The 17,584-nt window shown below is 72.1% G+C and carries 17 protein-coding genes and 3 pseudogenes; 7 read left to right on the top strand and 13 right to left on the bottom strand.

Translation table 11 applies throughout. From position 1 onward, the window contains the following. The first annotated feature begins 360 nt into the window (after positions 1–360). Positions 361–1,317: an NAD-dependent protein deacetylase gene (locus tag AB0N90_RS21570; protein ID WP_365198872.1), complete on the top strand. Its 957-nt coding sequence runs from the start codon at positions 361–363 to the stop codon at positions 1,315–1,317. Here the strand turns inward: AB0N90_RS21570 and AB0N90_RS21575 are convergent. The 3 genes and pseudogenes from AB0N90_RS21575 to AB0N90_RS21585 form a co-directional block, all read right to left on the bottom strand. Continuing rightward, positions 1,293–1,849 (bottom strand): annotated as a pseudogene (locus AB0N90_RS21575) (GNAT family protein). The gene AB0N90_RS21570 and the pseudogene AB0N90_RS21575 sit on opposite strands and share 25 nt — an antisense overlap. A gap of 197 nt (positions 1,850–2,046) precedes the next feature. Continuing rightward, a pseudogene (locus tag AB0N90_RS21580) lies at positions 2,047–3,209 on the bottom strand (PP2C family protein-serine/threonine phosphatase); the annotation flags it as partial. 119 nt (positions 3,210–3,328) lie between these two features. Next, positions 3,329–3,556 (bottom strand): DUF5133 domain-containing protein, encoded by a 228-nt coding sequence (locus tag AB0N90_RS21585; protein ID WP_365198874.1) that lies wholly within the window; start codon positions 3,554–3,556, stop codon positions 3,329–3,331. Between the two features lie 273 nt (positions 3,557–3,829). Between AB0N90_RS21585 and AB0N90_RS21590 the strand changes: the two genes are divergently transcribed. Continuing rightward, positions 3,830–4,033 carry a cold-shock protein gene (locus AB0N90_RS21590; RefSeq protein ID WP_037661210.1) on the top strand — a complete coding sequence of 68 codons (204 nt, stop codon included), beginning with the start codon at positions 3,830–3,832 and terminating at the stop codon, positions 4,031–4,033. Between the two features lie 101 nt (positions 4,034–4,134). On the opposite strand, the gene AB0N90_RS21595 is transcribed toward AB0N90_RS21590, so the two are convergent. The 3 genes from AB0N90_RS21595 to AB0N90_RS21605 all read right to left on the bottom strand — a co-directional run bounded on the left by AB0N90_RS21595 (position 4,135) and on the right by AB0N90_RS21605 (position 6,884). Next, complete coding sequence (locus tag AB0N90_RS21595) at positions 4,135–4,740, bottom strand: lytic transglycosylase domain-containing protein (protein WP_365198877.1); 606 nt, start codon at positions 4,738–4,740, stop codon at positions 4,135–4,137. A 286-nt stretch (positions 4,741–5,026) separates the two neighbouring features. Further along, positions 5,027–5,791 (bottom strand): alpha/beta hydrolase, encoded by a 765-nt coding sequence (locus AB0N90_RS21600; protein WP_365198880.1) that lies wholly within the window; start codon positions 5,789–5,791, stop codon positions 5,027–5,029. A 199-nt stretch (positions 5,792–5,990) separates the two neighbouring features. Then, positions 5,991–6,884 (bottom strand): helix-turn-helix domain-containing protein, encoded by an 894-nt coding sequence (locus AB0N90_RS21605; protein ID WP_365198882.1) that lies wholly within the window; start codon positions 6,882–6,884, stop codon positions 5,991–5,993. Between the two features lie 76 nt (positions 6,885–6,960). Between AB0N90_RS21605 and AB0N90_RS21610 the strand changes: the two genes are divergently transcribed. Together AB0N90_RS21610 and AB0N90_RS21615 are read left to right on the top strand one after the other, a co-directional pair. After that, positions 6,961–7,818 (top strand): alpha/beta fold hydrolase, encoded by an 858-nt coding sequence (locus AB0N90_RS21610; RefSeq protein ID WP_365198884.1) that lies wholly within the window; start codon positions 6,961–6,963, stop codon positions 7,816–7,818. A gap of 18 nt (positions 7,819–7,836) precedes the next feature. After that, complete coding sequence (locus AB0N90_RS21615; RefSeq protein WP_365198885.1) at positions 7,837–9,069, top strand: FAD-dependent monooxygenase; 1,233 nt, start codon at positions 7,837–7,839, stop codon at positions 9,067–9,069. Between the two features lie 93 nt (positions 9,070–9,162). Here AB0N90_RS21615 and AB0N90_RS21620 read toward each other — a convergent pair whose 3' ends face one another. The 4 genes from AB0N90_RS21620 to AB0N90_RS21635 all read right to left on the bottom strand — a co-directional run bounded on the left by AB0N90_RS21620 (position 9,163) and on the right by AB0N90_RS21635 (position 12,510). Further along, a complete protein-coding gene (locus tag AB0N90_RS21620; RefSeq protein WP_365198888.1) occupies positions 9,163–9,843 on the bottom strand; it encodes a restriction endonuclease in 681 nt (226 codons plus the stop codon). A gap of 368 nt (positions 9,844–10,211) precedes the next feature. Beyond that, positions 10,212–11,426 (bottom strand): FMN-binding glutamate synthase family protein, encoded by a 1,215-nt coding sequence (locus tag AB0N90_RS21625; RefSeq protein WP_365198889.1) that lies wholly within the window; start codon positions 11,424–11,426, stop codon positions 10,212–10,214. A 70-nt stretch (positions 11,427–11,496) separates the two neighbouring features. Then, on the bottom strand, positions 11,497–11,850 hold the full coding sequence (locus AB0N90_RS21630) for a VOC family protein (protein WP_361678423.1): 354 nt from the start codon (positions 11,848–11,850) through the stop codon (positions 11,497–11,499). Positions 11,851–11,916: 66 nt separating this feature from the next. Continuing rightward, positions 11,917–12,510, bottom strand: a complete 594-nt coding sequence (locus AB0N90_RS21635; RefSeq protein ID WP_365198891.1) for a TetR/AcrR family transcriptional regulator — start codon at positions 12,508–12,510, stop codon at positions 11,917–11,919. A gap of 90 nt (positions 12,511–12,600) precedes the next feature. On the opposite strand from AB0N90_RS21635, the gene AB0N90_RS21640 reads away from it, so the two are divergent. The 3 genes and pseudogenes from AB0N90_RS21640 (at position 12,601) to AB0N90_RS21650 (ending at position 14,864) form a co-directional block, all read left to right on the top strand. Further along, entirely contained in the window at positions 12,601–13,728 is a 1,128-nt protein-coding gene (locus AB0N90_RS21640; protein ID WP_365198894.1) for an ABC transporter permease, read from the top strand. Further along, on the top strand, positions 13,725–14,399 hold the full coding sequence (locus AB0N90_RS21645) for an ATP-binding cassette domain-containing protein (RefSeq protein ID WP_365198895.1): 675 nt from the start codon (positions 13,725–13,727) through the stop codon (positions 14,397–14,399). The genes AB0N90_RS21640 and AB0N90_RS21645 overlap by 4 nt, the downstream gene beginning before the upstream one ends. Positions 14,400–14,530: 131 nt before the next feature. Then, a pseudogene (locus AB0N90_RS21650) lies at positions 14,531–14,864 on the top strand (cupin domain-containing protein). Between the two features lie 21 nt (positions 14,865–14,885). On the opposite strand, the gene gap reads toward AB0N90_RS21650, so the two are convergent. The 3 genes from gap to AB0N90_RS21665 form a co-directional block, all read right to left on the bottom strand. After that, positions 14,886–15,884, bottom strand: coding sequence for a type I glyceraldehyde-3-phosphate dehydrogenase (gene gap / locus AB0N90_RS21655; protein WP_365198897.1), 999 nt, complete (start codon positions 15,882–15,884; stop codon positions 14,886–14,888). 118 nt (positions 15,885–16,002) lie between these two features. Further along, the gene (locus AB0N90_RS21660; protein WP_365198899.1) at positions 16,003–16,959 is read right to left on the bottom strand and encodes a helix-turn-helix domain-containing protein; all 957 of its coding nucleotides are present in this window, start codon (positions 16,957–16,959) and stop codon (positions 16,003–16,005) included. Positions 16,960–17,014: 55 nt separating this feature from the next. After that, a complete protein-coding gene (locus AB0N90_RS21665; protein ID WP_365198902.1) occupies positions 17,015–17,515 on the bottom strand; it encodes a hypothetical protein in 501 nt (166 codons plus the stop codon). Between the last annotated feature and the right edge of the window lie 69 nt (positions 17,516–17,584).

Raw genomic sequence — 17,584 nt, forward strand, 5'->3', positions numbered from 1 at the left:
TGGAGGCGAGCGGGGTGGAAGCGAACGGGGTGGGGATGAGCGGGGTGGGGGCGAGCGAGGTGGGGGCGAGCCTCTTGAGGATCGTTCTCCGAGTCATGCCATGGGGCGGGAGAGTCGGGCCAGTTGAGGGGCCGCACAAGGCTCGGCCGGGAGGATACGGGGAGCGGGGCGGACGTCCGTGGGACAGCCGGGGCCGCGTCTTCCACCGGGTTCCGCCGATGCGGGCGTAGGCGCGGCGCGGGGCGATGCCCATCGTGCCGTGCAGGCGTCCGGTGGCGCGGCGCCGCGCGATCGCCGTCCCGACCCACTCGCAATCCCACCGGGGGCGCGCTGTGCCCGGTGGCGTCCTAAGCTGCTGATATGCGCATGCGTCCGATCGTCGGCCCCGTACCCGACACCGGTATACGTCCCGCCGGCGGGATGGACGAGATCGCCGGGCAACTGGCCGCAGGTGGGGTGGCGGTGCTGACCGGGGCCGGAATCTCCACCGAGTCCGGTATCCCCGACTACCGGGGCGTGACCGGGCGGCATCGGCGGCACTCCCCCATGACCTACCAGGACTTCGTCTCGGACGAGGAGAACCGGCGCCGCTACTGGGCCCGGGGCCATGTCGGGCGCCGTGCCGTCGCCGAGGCCCGGCCCAATGCCGGGCATCACGCCGTGCAGGCGCTGCGTGCCGCCGGGTACGTCGATGCCGTGATCACCCAGAACGTGGACGGGCTGCACCAGGCGGCCGGGACGACGGACGCCGTCGCCCTGCACGGCAGCCTGGACCTGGTCGTATGCCTCGACTGCGGGACGATCGGTCCGCGCGACGAACTCGACGCACGGCTGCTCGCGGCCAACGGGGAGTTCCTCGCCGCGCAGGACGCCGCCGGGCTGCGGGTCAATCCCGACGGCGACATCGAGCTGCCCGACGACATCGTGCACACGTTCCGCGTCGTACCGTGCGCGCGGTGTGGCGGTGTGCTCAAGCCGTACGTCGTGTTCTTCGGCGAGAACGTGCCCAGGCCCCGCACCCAGCGCTGCTTCGACCTGATCGACGCGGCCGACTCCCTGCTCGTCCTCGGCTCGTCCTTGGCCGTCCTGTCGGGTCTGCGCTTCGTCCGACGCGCCGCCAAGGACGGCAAGCCGGTCTCGATCATCAACCTCGGCCCGACCCGCGGCGACGCCCTCGCGCACGCGCACGTGGCACTGCCCCTCGGCCAAGCCCTCACCGAACTGACCGAACGCCTGGCCCGGCCCCAGACATCCACTGCCGGAGCAGGCCGTCCGCCGGGCCGGGAAGCAGGTCATCGCGGCGACGGGCGCGGGTGAGCGGTCCAGTGCTCCGGGGCGGTGCTGCCGAGCAGCACCACATCGTGGAAGTCCCCGGCCAGGAACTCGTGTTGGCGCAGTCGGCCCTCTTCGGAGAAGCCCAGCTTGCGGTAGAGGGCGGGGGAGGCGTCGTTGAAGGCGTGGACCTCGACTTCGCGCTTGTGGTGGCGCCGTTCGGCGAACATGTAGGTGAGCAGGAGTTCGGTGGCCTCGGCCGCGTAGCCCTTGCGGCGGTGGTCGCGGGTGACGGCGATGCCCCTCTTGAATCGCCCCGCGCGGTTGTCGGTCTCGCCGACCGTCACTTTCCCCGCGAACGCGCGGTCGGCCAGCGTCTCGATCACCCGCCGGAAGGCGTCACCTCCCGGCGTGCGCCCGGCGCGCTCGACGGTCCAGGAGCAAAAACCCTCGTCCGAGCGGGGAGGTCCGAGTTGCGGACGTCGACCGTGTTCCGGGCCAGGCCGCGAAGCCCTTCCCGGTCTCCTGGCTCGACGCCTCGCAGCCGTACCTTTTCGCCTGTCCATATGTCGGCCATCTCGCCCACCACTTCGTCGGTCGCAGGCACTGTCGGCCATGCACGTCGAACGCCCGATGCCAGCGGCAGGATGCGCTCCAGCGGCCGGTCTTTTCCGGCGGTGCGATGGTCCGGCTGCGCGTCACCGGCCCCCGCCGGCCGCGCCCTTCCGGGCGGCTCCGTCGGTGCCGGTGTTCTCGCTGCGGCCCTCGGGATGGGGGGCCGCGCCAGTCCAGGCACATCACGGTGGCGTCGTCCTGGAGGTGTCCGCCGCAGGTGTCGGCGACCGCCTCGGTCAGGGCGCGTACGACCTCACGGGGCCGTTCGTCGGCGGTCTCCTGGATCAGGCCGGGCAGGTCGACGGTCCGGGCCCAGCGCCCTTGCATACCGTCGGTGTAGAGCACCAGGCGGTCGCCGGGGCGCAGATCGAGGTCCTGCACCTGGTAGGAGCCGTACGGGGCGGGGACGCCGAAGGGCAGGTTGGCCTCCAGGGGGATCTCTTCGACCGCGCCGTCCCGCAGGCGCGGCGGCCGGGGATGGCCGGCGTTGACGAACTGGGCGCCGCTCCCGTCGAGGGCGATGCGCAGCAGCTGGCCGGTGGCGAAGGTGTGGCGGCCGTGGTCGAGCATCGCCTGATGGGTCCGGCATGCCTGTTCGACCAGGTCGGCCCCGGCGCGACGGGCACCCCGGGAGGCGTTGACCAGCAGAGTCGCATCAGGGAGGCGTCGATGTCGTGGCCCATGGCGTCGGTGAGGGACAGGTGCAGGGTGTTGTGGTCGAGGGTGTGGTCGCAAGTGTCGCCCGCGATCGTGTCGGCGGGGACGAGGGCGCAGGAGAGGGCGAACTCGGCCGCTTCGCAGGAGGGGGCCGAGGGCAGCAGCCGGCACTGGATCTCGGCGGCCAGGCTGAGCCCGGTGGTGCGCCGGCCCCACTGGTAGAGGTCGGTGAAGCGGCGGTCGGTGACGACGAGGTACGCCAGCGCGTGCGCGGCCTCCTCCACCTGCTCCAGCACGTCCTCGCCGACATCGGGCAGGGACAGCTCCAGGACGCCGATGGTGTCGCCGCGGTTGGTGACCGGGGCGATCACCCTGTGCCACCGCTCGCCGTCCGACGAGGTGCACACCAACTGCTGGGAGCGCAGGACCTCGTCGTAGACGCTGCCGTGCAGGTCGACCTGATCGGCGCGGCGGCCCTCCTGCGTGGCGGTCTCCTCGCTGACCCGCACCAGCTTTCGGCCGATGACGTCGACGAAGAGGAACGACACGTACCGCGCGCCGAACCGGTCCCGCAGATTGCGCGCGACCACGTCCGGCGAAGCCAGGGGCGCGGCTTCCTCCGCCGCGGCCAGCACCTCGGCCAATCCGATCCGATCAGGTGTCACGCGAGCCTCCCTGCCTTCCCCCCTTCCCCCCTTCCCTCTCGCTCCTCCGGCATCACAGGTACCCGTCACGGCCCGCCCCTCCGTTCCGGCTTCCGTCCCGGTCAGGGCCGGGACCGGCGTCAGACGGACAGGAGGGAGTCGTCCTCGACACGGGCGCCGGGCAGCCGGTGGCGGGCCGCGACGAGGGCGGCGTCGATGTCGCTGGTGCCCGTGGCCACGCACAGCGTGTAGGCGATGTCCTCCATGCGCCGCTGCACCTCTTCGTCGCCCTCTTCGGCGGGCAGGACCCGCAGGGTCTCGTACTGCTCGATCAGGTTCTTCAGCACGGCGGGGTGCGCCATGAGCATCGCGAGCCTCCTTGTGGCCACCGTTCACATGAGTCGTACACCGACCCGTGTGCCCTGCCTCCGCTACGCCATTCCGGTCAAGATCAGCAACCTGCTCGGCGCGGCCGAACAAGGCCCGGAGCGGGTTCTCCGTGACGACGCCACACCGACTGCTGTGTCATGAGCCGGATAGGCGGCGGTGCTCGGGGTAGAAACGATGTCGGCTCCTACTGCCAAGGGAGCCGGAGCGGCCCCGGACATGGGTGGCTCCCGGTATGAACGAAGGATCGATTGATGGCCAGCGGCACCGTGAAATGGTTCAACTCCGAGAAGGGGTACGGCTTCATCGCCCAGGACGGCGGAGGGGCTGACGTCTTCGCGCACTATTCCGAGATCCAGGGTGGTGGATTCCGCGAGCTCACCGAGGGCGAGCAGGTCACCTTCGACATCGGACAGGGTCAGAAGGGCCCCCAGGCCCAGAACATCGTCCGGGGCTGACCGGCCATACCCGTGACATTCCGGGGCGGCTGCCGTACGGCAGCCGCCCCTCACGGGTGAGGACCGCCCCACCTGGGGCTCCTGCCTGCTCCGCGGGCCGCTCATTCGGCCGCCGTGTCACGCGCGTCCCCGCGATCCGCCATGGCCAGGGCCTCGGCGGCGCGGCCCCGGTGGGCGCGGAACCGGCGCAGGTACGACCGTGCCATGGGGCCCGGCAGGACGCCCCGGGCGAAGGCCCGCATATTGCGTTCGCCCGTGTTGTAGCCCAGGGCGAGCAGTTCGTCGCGGCTGTAGCGGCGTACGTGCCGCCGCGGAAGCCCGCGGTCGAGGTCCTTCAGGTGCAGCGCCGCCGCGTGGATGGCGAAGGCGGGGTCGTCGCGCAGGTCTTGCCACCGCCCCGGCAGGTCGTGCGTCCGCCGTACCCGCTCGAACGTCGCTCGGTGCATGTTGGCCACCCCGAAGGACGCCCCGGGCTTCCACCACTGCCACAGCCGCTCCAGCAGCGGATGGTGCGGCTTGTACGCCTCGTTGTGGAGCACCGTCATGACGAGCAGCGGAGACACTCCGGCCTGCCCGGCGCCGCGCACCACGGCTTCGGCGTAGTCGGCCGGGTCGTAGCCACCGGGCCGTACCGGCGGCACCCGCACCTCACCGTGCTCCGCCGCCGAGGGCTCTTGCCCCGATTTCACCGTCGACTGCCGGATCATCCGCACCCACCCCTCCCGCCACCTTCGCCTTCGCCTTCGAGTCACCGTCCGGCGGACAGCGCGCCCATCGGCCTGCGGTGCGCCTTCCCGCCCGGCCCGGCCCCAATCAGGGCAGTGCCTCCGTCCAAGGCGGCTTGGAGGGCGGCGGGTCGGCGTTCACCGGGTGGCGCACAGTTCGGCGAGGGGGGGTCGGCCGGGATCTGGAAGATGACTCCGGACGCCGTACCGGGGGAACGACGCCGCCGCGGCGCCCGATCCGCGGACCGGGCGCCGCGACCGCTCACCGTCAGGCCGCCGGGGTGACCGCCCGGCCGAGGTGCCGGGCGAGGAACCGGACCGCGCTGTCGGCCTCGAACCTGGGCCAGTCGAAGTGCTTGCCCGCGTTGGCGTGCAGCGTCTTCTCCTTCGAGGCGAAGGCGTCGAACAGCGCGAGGCTGGCCTCGCGCGGGATGCGCTCGTTGTCCCACTGCATGTCGAACTCGATCGGGACGGTGATCCGCTTCGCCGTCTCGACCAGGGCGTCGGGCCAGTGCATGCCGAAGACCGCGGCCGTGATCCTGGGCTCGGCCGCCACCAGCGGCACCCCGATCGCGGTACCCAGGCCGAGGCCGGTATAGCCCACCGGCCCGTCGGCGCCGATCTCCGGAAGCTGCTGAAGGGCGTCCAGGACCGCCTGCCACTCGGGCACGGCGAGTTCGGCCAGGCGGGCGTTGTACGGGACGACGATCGGGCCTTCCGGCTCGCCCGCCGCCTGTGCCGCGCGCAGCGCGGCGATGTCCCGTTCGTCGTGCGCGGTGCGCGGGCGGTCGCCGTGACCGGGCGCGTCGATGACGGCGGCATGGAAGCCGCAGCCGTTCACGAGGAGGCGGGCGCGGCCCGTCATGGCGGGCTCCTTCTTGTGCCTGCCGCCGCCGTGGCCCATCAGGACCAGGGGTGCGCGATCGCCGCCGGAGGCCGGCGACCAGAGAACCCCGGGGATGTCACCCACGGTGAAGTCGCGCTCGACCATGCCGTCCGACGAGGACTCGGCGGTGAAGTGCGGGGAATGCATAGGTGTTGCCTTTCGGGAGTGCCTTGTTGTGGAGGCGCTCCCGGCGACAGCTAGGTCGATCGCCGGCCGTGACGGAAAAGGGGGAGCACCCACGTCGATACTGCGTTCATGGGTCTCACCTCCTCGGGCGGTGTCACGGTCGACTGCAAGCTACAAGCCCGCTCGCCGTCCCGTCCAATCCTTTTCCCGGGGCTGCGGATCACGACGCGGAACGCGCCCCGGCCCTTCCCGGTGACCCGAGGACCCGGGGCGCAGGCGGCATCCCGCGGCCGGGCCATGCCATGTCGTCGACGGCCAGGAACGGTTCCCCGGCCACGGTCGTGGGCGTCGCCCCGGTGAACGCCATGACGTCCCGGCACAGATGGGACTGGTCGGCGTAGCCGGTGTCGGCCGCGACCCGGGCCGCGCCTTCGCCCGCGACCAGACGGTGCGCGGCGCGATCGAAGCGGACCAGCTTCTCGGCGCGCTTGGGCGGCAGTCCGAGCTGCGAACGGAAGCGGGACCACAGCCGTTTACGGCTCCACCCGACGTCCTCCGCGAGTCCTTCGACCCTGGCCAGGCCATGGCTGGCGACGATCCGGCGCCAGGCCCAGGCCACCTCCGGGTCCACCGGCGGCCCCGCCCGGTACCGGCGGGCGAGCAGCGCGTCCGTCAGCGCGAAGCGGTCCTGCCAGGACGTGACAGCGCCGAGCCGTTCGCGGATGCGTGCCGCCTCCCGGCCCCACAGGTCCTCCAACGGTACGACGGCTCCGTCGAGTTCGGCGGGAGGGACGCCCAGGATCGCGCGTGCGATCACCGGGGACAGCCGTACCTGTACACACTCGACGTTCTGCCCCCGCGCCCGGACCGCGCCTCCGGAGCCGAGGCCGGGCCCGGCGACGAAGCTCCCCAACTGCTGCCGCCCCGCGGCACCGTCGAGGACGGGTGAACCGGCGCCGAACTCCAGGAGCAGCGTCACGGCCGGGAAGGGGACGATCCGGAGCGCTTCCAGGTCACGGACGCGGAATCCGGCCATGGTGACACCGGCCACCGGGCTGGGCCGCCGCGGGCACTCGACGTCCCATGTGGCCGCACCGCGTGCGAAGGTCCGCATCCTCCCATGCTACGCGGGCCCGCCGAGGGGAACATTCGTCCAATCCAGCGGCGGGTACGGCGGAGACAGTGGGCTCATGACTGCTTCTGACGACGACTCGCACGGGCGCGGAGACTCCGCGGCCACCGAGCGTTCACACCTGACCCTGGCCGACGGCGACATCCATGTGTGCCAGGACGGCCCCCGCGACGCGCCCGCGCTCCTGCTCATCCACGGGACCGCGTCCTCGGCCCGCTCATGGGACCCGATGGTTCCGCTGCTGACCGGATGCCATCGCGTCATCCGGATCGACCTTCTTGGGCACGGCCGTTCGGCCAAACCCGCCGACCGCGACTACTCGGTCCCGGAGCAGGCGCGCCGGGTCGGCACGGCACTGGACCGGCTCGGCGTCGAGCATGCCGTGGTCGCCGGTCATTCCAGCGGCGGCGTGGTCGCGACCGCTCTCGCCGAAGAGCGGCCCGACCTGGTGACGGCCCTCGCCCTCGTCAACACCGGGCCCGGCCTGGCCGCCCTCGTCCCGGCGGAGTCCCCCACGGTCGACCCCTCGCAGTGGCCGCCGACGGACGAACAACTCCGGGAGTTCGCGAGCACGGGGTTCAGCCGGGTCGGCTACCGGATCCCGGCCCAACTCCTGGACGACGTACGCGAGATGACGTACCACACCTTCGCCGCGACGATGCTGGCCACCCGCTCCTACCTGGAGCAACGGGCGTTGCCGGACCGGCTGGCGGTCCTGGGCAAGCCGCTGCTGGTGATCTTCGGCGCGGACGACCGCAGATGGCGGTCCTCATCCGCCGCCGACTACCGTGTCGTGCCGGGCGCGCGGGTCGAGTTGCTGGCCGGTCTCGGGCACTCGCCCCTGCTGGAGGATCCGCCGCGCACCGCCGCTCCCCTGCTGGCCTTCACCGCGCCGCACGCCGTACGCGTGCGCTGAGCGAAAGGGAGCGATGCCATGCGGATTCTCGTCTCCGGCGCCAGCGTCGCCGGTCCGGTCCTGGCCCATTGGCTCACCCGGTACGGCTTCTCCGTCACCGTCGTCGAACGGGCGCCGGCGCCGCGCAGGACCGGCGGCCACGCGGTCGACCTGTTCCGGCCCGCGATGGACATCTCGGAGAAGATGGGCGTGCTGCCGTACATCGAGGAACGGGCCACCGGGACACACCGGCTGACGGTGCATCAGGAGGGCTCACGGCGTCCGGTACGGGCGGACCTCTCCAAGATCTTCGGCGCCGCCTCCGAGCGGCATGTCGAGATCATGCGCGACGAGCTGAGCGAGATCTACTACGACGCGACACGCGACGACGTCGAGTACGTCTTCGGCGACTCGATCACCGCGATCTCGCCCGGCGGTGAGGTGCGCTTCGAGAACGCCGCACCGCGCCGCTTCGACCTCGTCGTCGGCGCGGACGGGCTGCACTCCAACGTGCGCCGCCTCGTCTTCGGGGCGGAGCCCGGCTTCAGCACCTTCATCGGGGCCTACCTCGGGGTGCTGACCCTGCCGAACGTGTCCGACCTCGACGGCGAGCTCCTCATGCACGTCGGGGTCGGACGCACCGTCGGCATGTACGCCGCGCAACACCTGGGCGAGGCAAGGGCGTTGTTCCTCTTCCGGAGCGAGCGCGCACTCGACTACCACCACCGTGATGTGCCCCGGCAGAAGGATCTGCTGCGCGGCGCGTTCGCCGGTATGCACGCCGACGTGGACCGCTGGCTGGACGAGCTGGACCGCACTCCGGCGTTCTACTTCGACTCGATCACCCAGCTCCGCATGGACACCTGGTCGCGAGGAAGGGTGACGCTGGTCGGCGACGCGGGTTACTGCCCCGGCCCGGCCGTCGGGGGCAGCACCAGCCTGGCGGTCCTCGGCGCGTACGTCCTCGCCGGCGAACTGGCCCGGGCGGGCGGCGATCACGAGCGGGCCTTCCCCGCCTACGAGCGCGCGATGGCAGAACCCGTACGGGGCAGCCGCGCGGTCGCCCTGAGCGCGGCCAAGACCCTGATCCCCACGTCCCGCCTCGGCGTGCGGGGTCTGGCCCAGGGCGTCCGTCTCATCTCCGCGCTACCGGCGGGACCGAGTCGCGCACTTCTCCGCCTCAGGACGAAGAGCGGGCGTCTGTACGACTCGGTGCGGGTGGACGACTATGCGCCGTTGCCGGGGGCCGCCCCCGCCCGGCCGTCGGCCTGAGCCGGTTCCCCTTGGTCTGGGCTCGGGAGTCCTGGCCCACGGTTGGCTGGTGGATATTGGTGCCCCCTGGCGTCAGGCCTCTGGTCGCGGGCCTCAGGACAGGGCCGTCGGTCTACGAGGCGGCGGGACCGCGCGGAGCAGCTCCCACAGCGGCCGCGAGCCGGATGCCCACGCCCTGAGGGTGTGCCGATCGACCACATGGAGGCGCTGCTGCTCGGCGAAGGTCACGGCCGGGACGGTGACCCTGCCGTTCGTCACGATGACCGCGACGTCGGCCCCGTGGACCTGGCGGGCGGTGCCGTTGAGGACCTGGAGGTCCGGGGTGCCCACGGCGGATCCGGCGAGGCCATTGCGCCGGTGTTTGCACTGGATCACCCAGCGACGCCCGTAGGGGTCGGTGGCCTTCACATCGGCGCCCAGGTCCCCGCCGCCTCCGACGCGCACCGCGTCCCGGCAGCCGTCACGGTGCATCAGGTCCCGCACCGCGTCCTCGAATCGGGCATGGTGCAGGGCGTCCAGTTGAGCCAGCCCGTAGCGCAGACCCTGTGCGCGGACCGCTTCCCAGCGCGCCCGCTGCTGCTTCTGGTAGAGCCGGCCACCGCCTGCCAGCACCGCGAGCAGCACGACGACGGCCAGGATCCACCAGTGCGCCAGCAGCCAGTTGACGACGACCACCACCAGGCCCACGACCAGGACCGCGGCGATCAGGAGGCCGATCAGCCGGTCTTCCGCGCGCTGCCGCCGCCTGCCCGGTCCGCACGTACGCCGCCGCACCGGAGGACGCCTGCCGGTCGCCCGGTTCCGGGGTGTACGGGGGCTCATCGACCGGCCTCCGTACGACTTCGCAGCCGCCGGACGACGACCGCCGGCAGCACCGCCACGTTCATGGTCAGCACCCGTCCAGACCTCCCCCACCGACCGGCCGACTCATGGGCATGGCAGGACGCCCACCCCGGCCTCCATGTGTAGCGGCGCCTCGGTGATATCGGAGGCAGGTTGCCCACGAATGGCACAAAGCCATCGGACCTGGCCGAATACCGCGCGGCGGTTCGGTCGGCACCCGGGCCCGCCGGCACCGGAGCAGCGTCGACGGAGCCCACCTGGCCGAGCCGACGAGCCACAGCTGGCACGCGCCCTCCGGGTCACACCGTGAACCGGTCCGGGTCGGCGGATTTCCAGTCCGTTGTCCAGGACTCCGGTGGCTCGGCAAGCAGTTGGCCCGGTTGCAGCCACTCGTACAGCTCTTCGTAGGAGCGTTCGGTGAGAGGGTCGATGCGGCGGTGGAGCATGTGGGGGCGCAGGTCGGCGGGGTCGGTGACGCCCATGGATGCCATGATCTGGAGGGCACTGGCCACGGTTGCTTCCTGGACCATGCGCTTGACGAGATCCGTGCCGGTGGCGATCTTGCCGCTCACGCCGACCCTGATCCGGTCGCGCAGGCCCGCCCCCACAAGGGCGTTGTGCACCGTGAGCAGGCCCTCGGTGAGCGGGGTGCCCACGTGGTCGGCGAACTCCAGCGGTGCCGCGCCGGTCCCGCCCTCCGCGCCGTCCACCACGATGAAGTCGGGCGCCGTACCCTCCCCCAGCATGGCCTTGCACACGGCCAGGAACTGCCGCCGCGAGCCCACACACAGCTTGAACCCGGTCGGCTTGCCACCCGACAGCTCCCGCATGCGCGCGATGAAACGCACGAGTTCGCGCGGGGTGGAGAACACCCGGTGGTACGGCGGGGAGACGACCGTACGTCCCTCGGGCACGCCCCGGACCCGGGCGATCTCGGCGTTCACCTTGGCCCCCGGCAGCACACCGCCGATGCCGGGCTTCGCGCCCTGGGACAGTTTCAGGGACACGCACTTGACGTCCGACAGCCCGCCCTCGCCGGTGTCCTGGGCGAAATTCCCCGCCGCGGCACCGCCGTTGAGTGCCGCGACCGCGTTGACCGACAGCGAGCCGAAGCTCATCGCCGACACGTTCAGCAGGGCCATGTCGTACGGCCGGTCGCAGTCCGGGCCGCCGATCCGGACGCGCGGCGCGCTCTTCGGCACCGGGCACGGCGCCATCGACGGCACCAGGAACTCGTGACCCGGCCCGTACACATCGCGTTCGGTGCCGTACGGCTCCTCCGCGTCGGTGCCCTTGGCGCGCTCGTAGACGATGCTGCGCACGTCCCGGTCGAAGGCTCGGCCGTCGAAGTTCCGCTCGATGAAGTACTGCTGGAGTTCCGGGCGGATGCGCTCCATCAGGAAGCGGGCATGGCCGAGGACGGGGTAGTTGCGCAGCACCGCGTGCCGGCGCTGCGCCAGGACTGCGAGCGCGCCCGCGGCAAGGATCAAGGTGACGGTGACGATGCGTGTCATCACTTGCGCGTTGCCGTACGCGCGCCCTCCAGTCCCGCGGTTACGTCAAGAGCACTTCAGGCGCGGCACTTCACGCACGGCGGTGGCTCAAAACGTTGATCACGCGGCCGCTGGGATCGCGGACGAAGAAGCGCCGCACCCCCCAGTCCTCGTCCCGCAGCGGGTGGACGATCTCCGCGCCACTGGCCCGCATGGCCGCGTACGCCGCATCCACGTCGTCCACCTCGATGCTCATGTCCGGGGTGACCGGGGCGGTGCTGTCGGCCGACACGACGCTGATCTGCGCCGTCGGGGCCGACGGCGAGGCGAGCGTCATCACCCAGCCGAGGTTCATGACCTCCTCGAAGCCCAGCAGGCCGTAGAAGTCGCGGCTCTCCCCCGCCGCCGCGGAATGGATGACGGGCATGACACGACGAACGGTCATCTGCGACTCCAAGAGCAAGAGGACGTGACGGGTACGGGTACGAGGCTACGAGATCGCCCCTGTGTACTACGGCGTGACGGTGACTCCCCTGAGCGCCGCCACCGCCAGCCGTACCGTCCGCTCCGTCAACGCCTCGTACGCGTCGCCCCCCTCCAGCGCCGTCGTCGCGGCGTTGACAAGGCCCTGGAGCAGGCGTGCCGTTCGGAGCGGGGCGTCATCGCCGAGGTCTCGCAGGGTGGTCACAAGGGGGTCGAGCAGTGCGCGGTGTGCCGAGTCGGCGCCCGCGCGCAGGGCGGCCGCGTCCTGTGCGTCGGCGCCGGCGCGGGCGATGCGGTGTTCGCCGTCGCGGACCATCTCCAGTTGCGCGGTGACGTAGGCGGCGACCCGCTCCTCGGGGGAGTCACCGGCGGCGGCGAGGGCGGCGTGGATCCGCTCGGTCCAGCGCGGCGCGGCCTGGCGGACGACCTCGGTCAGGAGTTCACGGCGGTCGGTGAAGTACTTGTAGACGCTGTTGCGGGCCAGCCCGGTGCGGCGGGCGACCGCCGCGAACGTCACCTTGGAGGCATCGCCCTCGGCGAGCAGTTCCCGTGCCGCGTCGAGCAGGGCGGCGCGCTGCTGGGCACGGTGGTCGGCGACTGACGCGGCGTGGATCTTGGGCACACGGCCAGTCTAGGGACCCCCGCTTAGGGACGCCCTGTCCCCATCTTCTATTTTGGGGACGCACTGTCCCTATCCTCTGGAAGGAACACCGTGTTCCTCGCTCTGCTGGAACTCAAGGCGGCCCGTGGCCGCTTCCTGCTGATGGGCGGCGTCGTCGTCCTCGTCGCCGCGCTCGTCGGGATCGTCTCCGGGTTCACCACCGGTCTCGGGGACGACACCGTGTCCGCCCTGCGCCGGCTGCCCGCCACCCATATCGCCTTCGCCGCGGGCGCCGACTCCGACCAGTTCGCCCGCGGTCTGATCGACCGGCGGACCGTCGACGGCTGGCGGCGGGAGAAGGGGGTGGCGGCCACCCCGCTCGGGGTCGCCCTCACCCGCGGCACCACCGAGCGCCATGTCGAGGTGGACCTCGCCACGTTCGGCGTGGTGCCCGGGACCTTCACCGACCCCGGGGCCGACGGCGGCAAGCCGCTGGACGCCGCCGAACCGGACGGCGTCGTCATCTCCCGCCAACTCGTGAGCGACGGTGTGCGCCTCGGCGACACCCTCACCGTCGACCGGCTCGGCATCCGTCTGAAGGTCGTCGGCACCACCGGACGCGCCTCCTACGGTCATGTCGCCGCCGCCTATGTCACCACCGACACCTGGCGTCGTATCCGCTTCACCACACCCGGCACCGACACGCGCCGGGGCGATCTCCCGCTCCAGTACAGCGCGATGGCGCTCAAGCTCCCCGCGGACTTCGGCGGCAAGAGGCTCGCCGGCGCCGACCGCCGCCACCGCACCGCGACCGTCCCGCTCCAGGACGCCTTCGCCGCGGCCCCCGGCTACCAGGGCGAGCGGGTGACCATGACCTCCATCCAGACGTTCCTGTTCCTGATCGCCCCGCTGGTCGTCGGCGCGTTCTTCGCCGTCTGGACCGTCCAGCGCACCCCGGAGCTCGCCCTGCTGCGCGCCATGGGTGCCTCGCGCCGCCGTCTGCTCGGCCACACCCTCGCGCAGGCCGCCGTGGTCGTCGTCGCCGGAACCGCGGTCGGAGCCGCGCTCGCCGCTGCCGTCGGCCTGTTCGTCGGCGAGCGGGTGCCCTTCAGCCTGCCCGCCACAACCCTCGCCGCCACCATGGCCGCCGTGGCCCTGGTCGGGCTCGCGGGCTCCGCCTTCACCCTGCGCCGTGTCACCACCGTCGACCCGATGACCATGCTGGGAGCCGCACGATGACCCTCCGCCTCGACGACATCACCGTCACCCTCGGCCGCGGCTCGTCCCGCACCACCGCGCTGCGGTCGCTGACCGCGGTCTTCCAGCCGGGCCTTCTCACCGCCCTCGTCGGTCCCTCCGGCTCGGGCAAGTCCACCCTCCTCGCCGTCGCCGGTGCCCTGCTCCGCCCGGACGAGGGCCGGGTCCTGCTCGGCGACACAGATCTGGCCGCGCTCGGCGACCGCGAACGGGCCCGTGCCCGCCGTACCCGCGTCGGCTACATGTTCCAGAGCGGCAATCTGCTCACCGGCCTCACCACCGAGGAGCAGCTCCTGGCCGCCGCCTCCGTCGCCGGCCACCGGCCCCGTGCCGTACGGGCGCGGGCCCGTGATCTGCTCGCCGAGGTCGGGCTCGCGCACCGGCTCCGGCACCGCCCCGACCAGCTCTCCGGCGGCGAACGCCGGCGTGTCGCCCTGGCCCGGGCTCTTCTCGTCCGGCCCGAGCTCCTTCTCGTCGACGAGCCGACGGCCGCCGTCGACCGGACCCGGGCCGACGATCTGACCCGTCTGATCGCACGGACCACGCATGAGTACGGCTGCGTCACCGTCGTCGCCACCCATGACCCGGTCGTCGTCGAGGCGGCCGACCGGACGATCGACATGCTGGACCACACGAGGGCGAGCGCTGCCTGAGCTGACGGAGTGTCGGCCCGGTTCCGTTCGGCCACCGGCAGAACATGGTGATCGCCATGCCCCGGCCGAGCGGTTGATGCGCGCGGCGCAGTACTTCTTTCCCGGCCGTCATGTCGGCCGACTACCCGTCGGTGGGACCGGACCCCCCGGAGTACGAGCCGCGCAAGGGCGGGTTCGAGCGGGCCGCGGCCTCTTCCACGGGCCGCAGCGCCGAGACCCTCTACGGCGGCCATGAACACCCTGCGCCAGACCCTGATCGCCCTGCGCGCCGGTACCACCCTGTCCGAGCACGAGAACCCCGGGGAGGCCACGGTTCTCGTGCTGCGCGGGCGGGTACGGCTGCGCAGCGGCGACGAGAGCTGGGAGGGCATGCCCGGCGACCTGCTCCTCGTCCCGCCAGCCCAGCACCGCCCGGCGGCCCTGGAGGACGCGGCGACGCTGCTGACGGTCGTCAAGGCCGGGTGACAGGGGGATTGCCCCGGCCGGTCAGCTGCCGGCGAGGAGGTCGAGGGTGTCGATCACCCGGTTCGAGAAGCCCCACTCGTTGTCGTACCAGGCGACGACCTTGATGTGGCGGCCGTCGACGCGGGTGAGGGCCGAGTCGAAGATCGAGGAGGCGGGGTTGCCGGTGATGTCGGAGGAGACCAGCGGGTCCTCGGAGTATTCGAGGACACCGGCGAGGGGGCCCTCCGCCGCCGCGCGGTAGGCCGCCAGCACCTCGTCGCGGGTCACGTCGCGGGCCACCGTGGTGTTGAGTTCGACGATCGAGCCCACCGGCACCGGGACGCGGATCGAGTCGCCCGACAGCTTGCCTTCGAGGTTCGGCAGCACCAGACCGATCGCCTTGGCGGCGCCGGTCGTGGTCGGCACGATGTTGACACCGGCGGCACGAGCGCGGCGGGCGTCGCGGTGCGGACCGTCCTGGAGGTTCTGCTCCTGGGTGTAGGCGTGCACCGTGGTCATGAACCCGTGCTCGATACCGGCGAGTTCATCGAGGACGGCGGCGAGCGGTGCCAGCGCGTTGGTGGTGCAGGAGGCATTGGAGACGATCGTGTGCACGGCCGGGTCGTAGGCGTCGGTGTTGACGCCGTACGCGAGCGTGACGTCGGCGCCGTCGGACGGCGCGCTGACGAGCACCTTCTTCGCGCCCGCGTCGAGGTGGGCGCGGGCGGCCTTCGCCGAGGTGAAGCGGCCGGTGGCCTCCAGGACGATGTCGACGCCGAGTTCGGCCCACGGCAGCTGCGCCGGCTCGCGCTCGGCCAGCACCCTGATCCGACGGCCGTCCACCACGAGGGTGTCGCCGTCCGCGGTGACCGGGCGCCCGAGCCGGCCGGCCGTGCTGTCGTAGGCGAGCAGCCGCGCGAGGGTGGCGGGCTCCGTCAGGTCGTTGACGGCGACGACCTCCAGCGCGCTGTCCCGTTCGAGCAGTGCGCGCAGCACATTGCGTCCGATGCGGCCGAACCCGTTGATGGCGATGCGAGTCATGTGTGGTGTCCCTTCCGTTCCCCACCAGGCTCGCGCGAGGCGCGCGCCGCTGACAGTGGCGGGATCGCCATGGTTCAAAAGGATCCCGCCATATCCCGCCAGGATGCCGCCGGGCGGGTCACTCGCCCCGCGTGAAGGTGCGCCGGTATTCGCTCGGTGTGGTGCCGAGGATGCGCTGGAAGTGCAGGCGCAGGTTCGCGCCGGTGCCGAGGCCGACGTCGGCGGCGATCTGTTCGACACCGCGCTGGGAGCGTTCGAGCAGTTCGCGGGCCAGATCGATACGGGCGCGCATCACCCACTGCATCGGCGTGTAGCCGGTCTCCTCGACGAAGCGCCGGGAGAACGTGCGCGGCGAGACCCCGGCCGCACGCGCCAGGGTGTCGAGGGTGAGGGGCTCGCCGAGCCGGCGCAGCGCCCACTCGCGGGTGGCGCCGAAGCGTTCGCCGTGCGGCTCCGGGACGCTGCGCGGCACGTACTGGGCCTGGCCGCCGCTGCGGTAGGGGGCGGCGACCAGGCGCCGGGCCGCGTGGTTGGAGGCGGCCACTCCGACGTCACCGCGCAGGATGTGCAGGCACAGGTCGATGCCGGAGGCGGCGCCGGCCGAGGTGAGGACGCTGCCCTCGTCCACGAACAGCACGTTCTCGTCGACCCGGACGAGCGGATGCCGGGCCGCGAGTGCCTGTGTGTAGTGCCAGTGGGTCGTGGCGCGCCTGCCGTCGAGCAGGCCGGTGGCGGCGAGCGCGAAGGCCCCCGTCGAGATGGCCGCGAGCCGCGCGCCCCGCTCGTGCGCGGCGATCAGCGCGTCGACGACGGGGCGCGGCGGGTCCTCGCGGTCCGGGAACCGGTACCCGGGCACGAACACGATGTCGGCCCACGCGAGCGCGTCCAGGCCATGGGCGACGTAGTACGCCAGCCCGTCACCCCCGGCCACGAGCCCGGGCGCCGCCCCGCACACCCTTACCTCGTACGGCATGCTCGCGCGGGTCGTGAACACCTGCGCGGGGATTCCGACATCGAGCGGCTTCGCGCCTTCGAGGACGAGGACGGCGACGCGATGCAGACGGGGGGCGGACACAGGAAGAGGGTACGTGGGGGACGGCCTCGGTACGCCCTCGTAGTGCCGCCCGTGATCACCGGGGCAGGCCCGCCTCGGCCGCCCGGCGCAGGACGTCACCGCAGGTGCGGGACCGTATCGGCGCGCGTTCGGCGAGTACGACCAGTACATAGCGCAGTTCCGTGCTCAGCCGGTGGAGCTGGAGGCCGGATCGATGGCCCGCGTAGGTGTACAGGCGGAAGAGTGTGACGGCCTGTTCCTCACGGGCGTCGGCGAAGGTGTCCGGGAGCCCGGCGAGCAGTTCGAAGTCGCGCTTGCCGGTCGCGGCGTCGGCCACGGTGAGGAGGGGCAGGCCGTCGAACTCCGCGACGGACAGGGAGGCGTCGAGCGCGACGGCGTGGGCGGCCAGGACGCCGAAGATCTCGATCAGCCGCTCCCCCACCGCCGTGTCGATCTCCCAGGCCCGCAGCCGCTCATGACGGCGGGACCGACGCCATGGCTCCTGGTCCACCAACGGCAGCAGGACGCTCGCCAGATACGCACACCGACGCCACACCAAGTCGTGGTCCGAGGTCATGAGCGATCCTCTCGCCGGAAGGCGGAGGCGTCCACGGGTTCGCCGTCACGAATCCGCCCGGCGTGGCGT

Origin of the sequence: Streptomyces sp. NPDC093018, from assembly GCF_040684035.1 — a bacterium.
In the GTDB taxonomy this organism is placed as follows: Bacteria; Actinomycetota; Actinomycetes; order Streptomycetales; family Streptomycetaceae; genus Streptomyces; species Streptomyces murinus.

Excerpts from the sequence above, each read along its gene's own strand:
- AB0N90_RS21665 (WP_365198902.1), bottom strand. The coding sequence starts at position 17,515 with ATGACCTCGGACCACGACTTGGTGTGGCGTCGGTGTGCGTATCTGGCG.
- AB0N90_RS21630 (WP_361678423.1), bottom strand. The coding sequence starts at position 11,850 with ATGACCGTTCGTCGTGTCATGCCCGTCATCCATTCCGCGGCGGCGGGG.
- AB0N90_RS21610 (WP_365198884.1), top strand. The coding sequence starts at position 6,961 with ATGACTGCTTCTGACGACGACTCGCACGGGCGCGGAGACTCCGCGGCC.
- AB0N90_RS21605 (WP_365198882.1), bottom strand. The coding sequence starts at position 6,884 with ATGCGGACCTTCGCACGCGGTGCGGCCACATGGGACGTCGAGTGCCCG.
- AB0N90_RS21585 (WP_365198874.1), bottom strand. The coding sequence starts at position 3,556 with ATGCTCATGGCGCACCCCGCCGTGCTGAAGAACCTGATCGAGCAGTAC.
- AB0N90_RS21645 (WP_365198895.1), top strand. The coding sequence starts at position 13,725 with ATGACCCTCCGCCTCGACGACATCACCGTCACCCTCGGCCGCGGCTCG.
- AB0N90_RS21625 (WP_365198889.1), bottom strand. The coding sequence starts at position 11,426 with ATGACACGCATCGTCACCGTCACCTTGATCCTTGCCGCGGGCGCGCTC.
- gap (WP_365198897.1), bottom strand. The coding sequence starts at position 15,884 with ATGACTCGCATCGCCATCAACGGGTTCGGCCGCATCGGACGCAATGTG.
- AB0N90_RS21595 (WP_365198877.1), bottom strand. The coding sequence starts at position 4,740 with ATGATCCGGCAGTCGACGGTGAAATCGGGGCAAGAGCCCTCGGCGGCG.
- AB0N90_RS21570 (WP_365198872.1), top strand. The coding sequence starts at position 361 with ATGCGCATGCGTCCGATCGTCGGCCCCGTACCCGACACCGGTATACGT.
- AB0N90_RS21615 (WP_365198885.1), top strand. The coding sequence starts at position 7,837 with ATGCGGATTCTCGTCTCCGGCGCCAGCGTCGCCGGTCCGGTCCTGGCC.
- AB0N90_RS21590 (WP_037661210.1), top strand. The coding sequence starts at position 3,830 with ATGGCCAGCGGCACCGTGAAATGGTTCAACTCCGAGAAGGGGTACGGC.
- AB0N90_RS21600 (WP_365198880.1), bottom strand. The coding sequence starts at position 5,791 with ATGCATTCCCCGCACTTCACCGCCGAGTCCTCGTCGGACGGCATGGTC.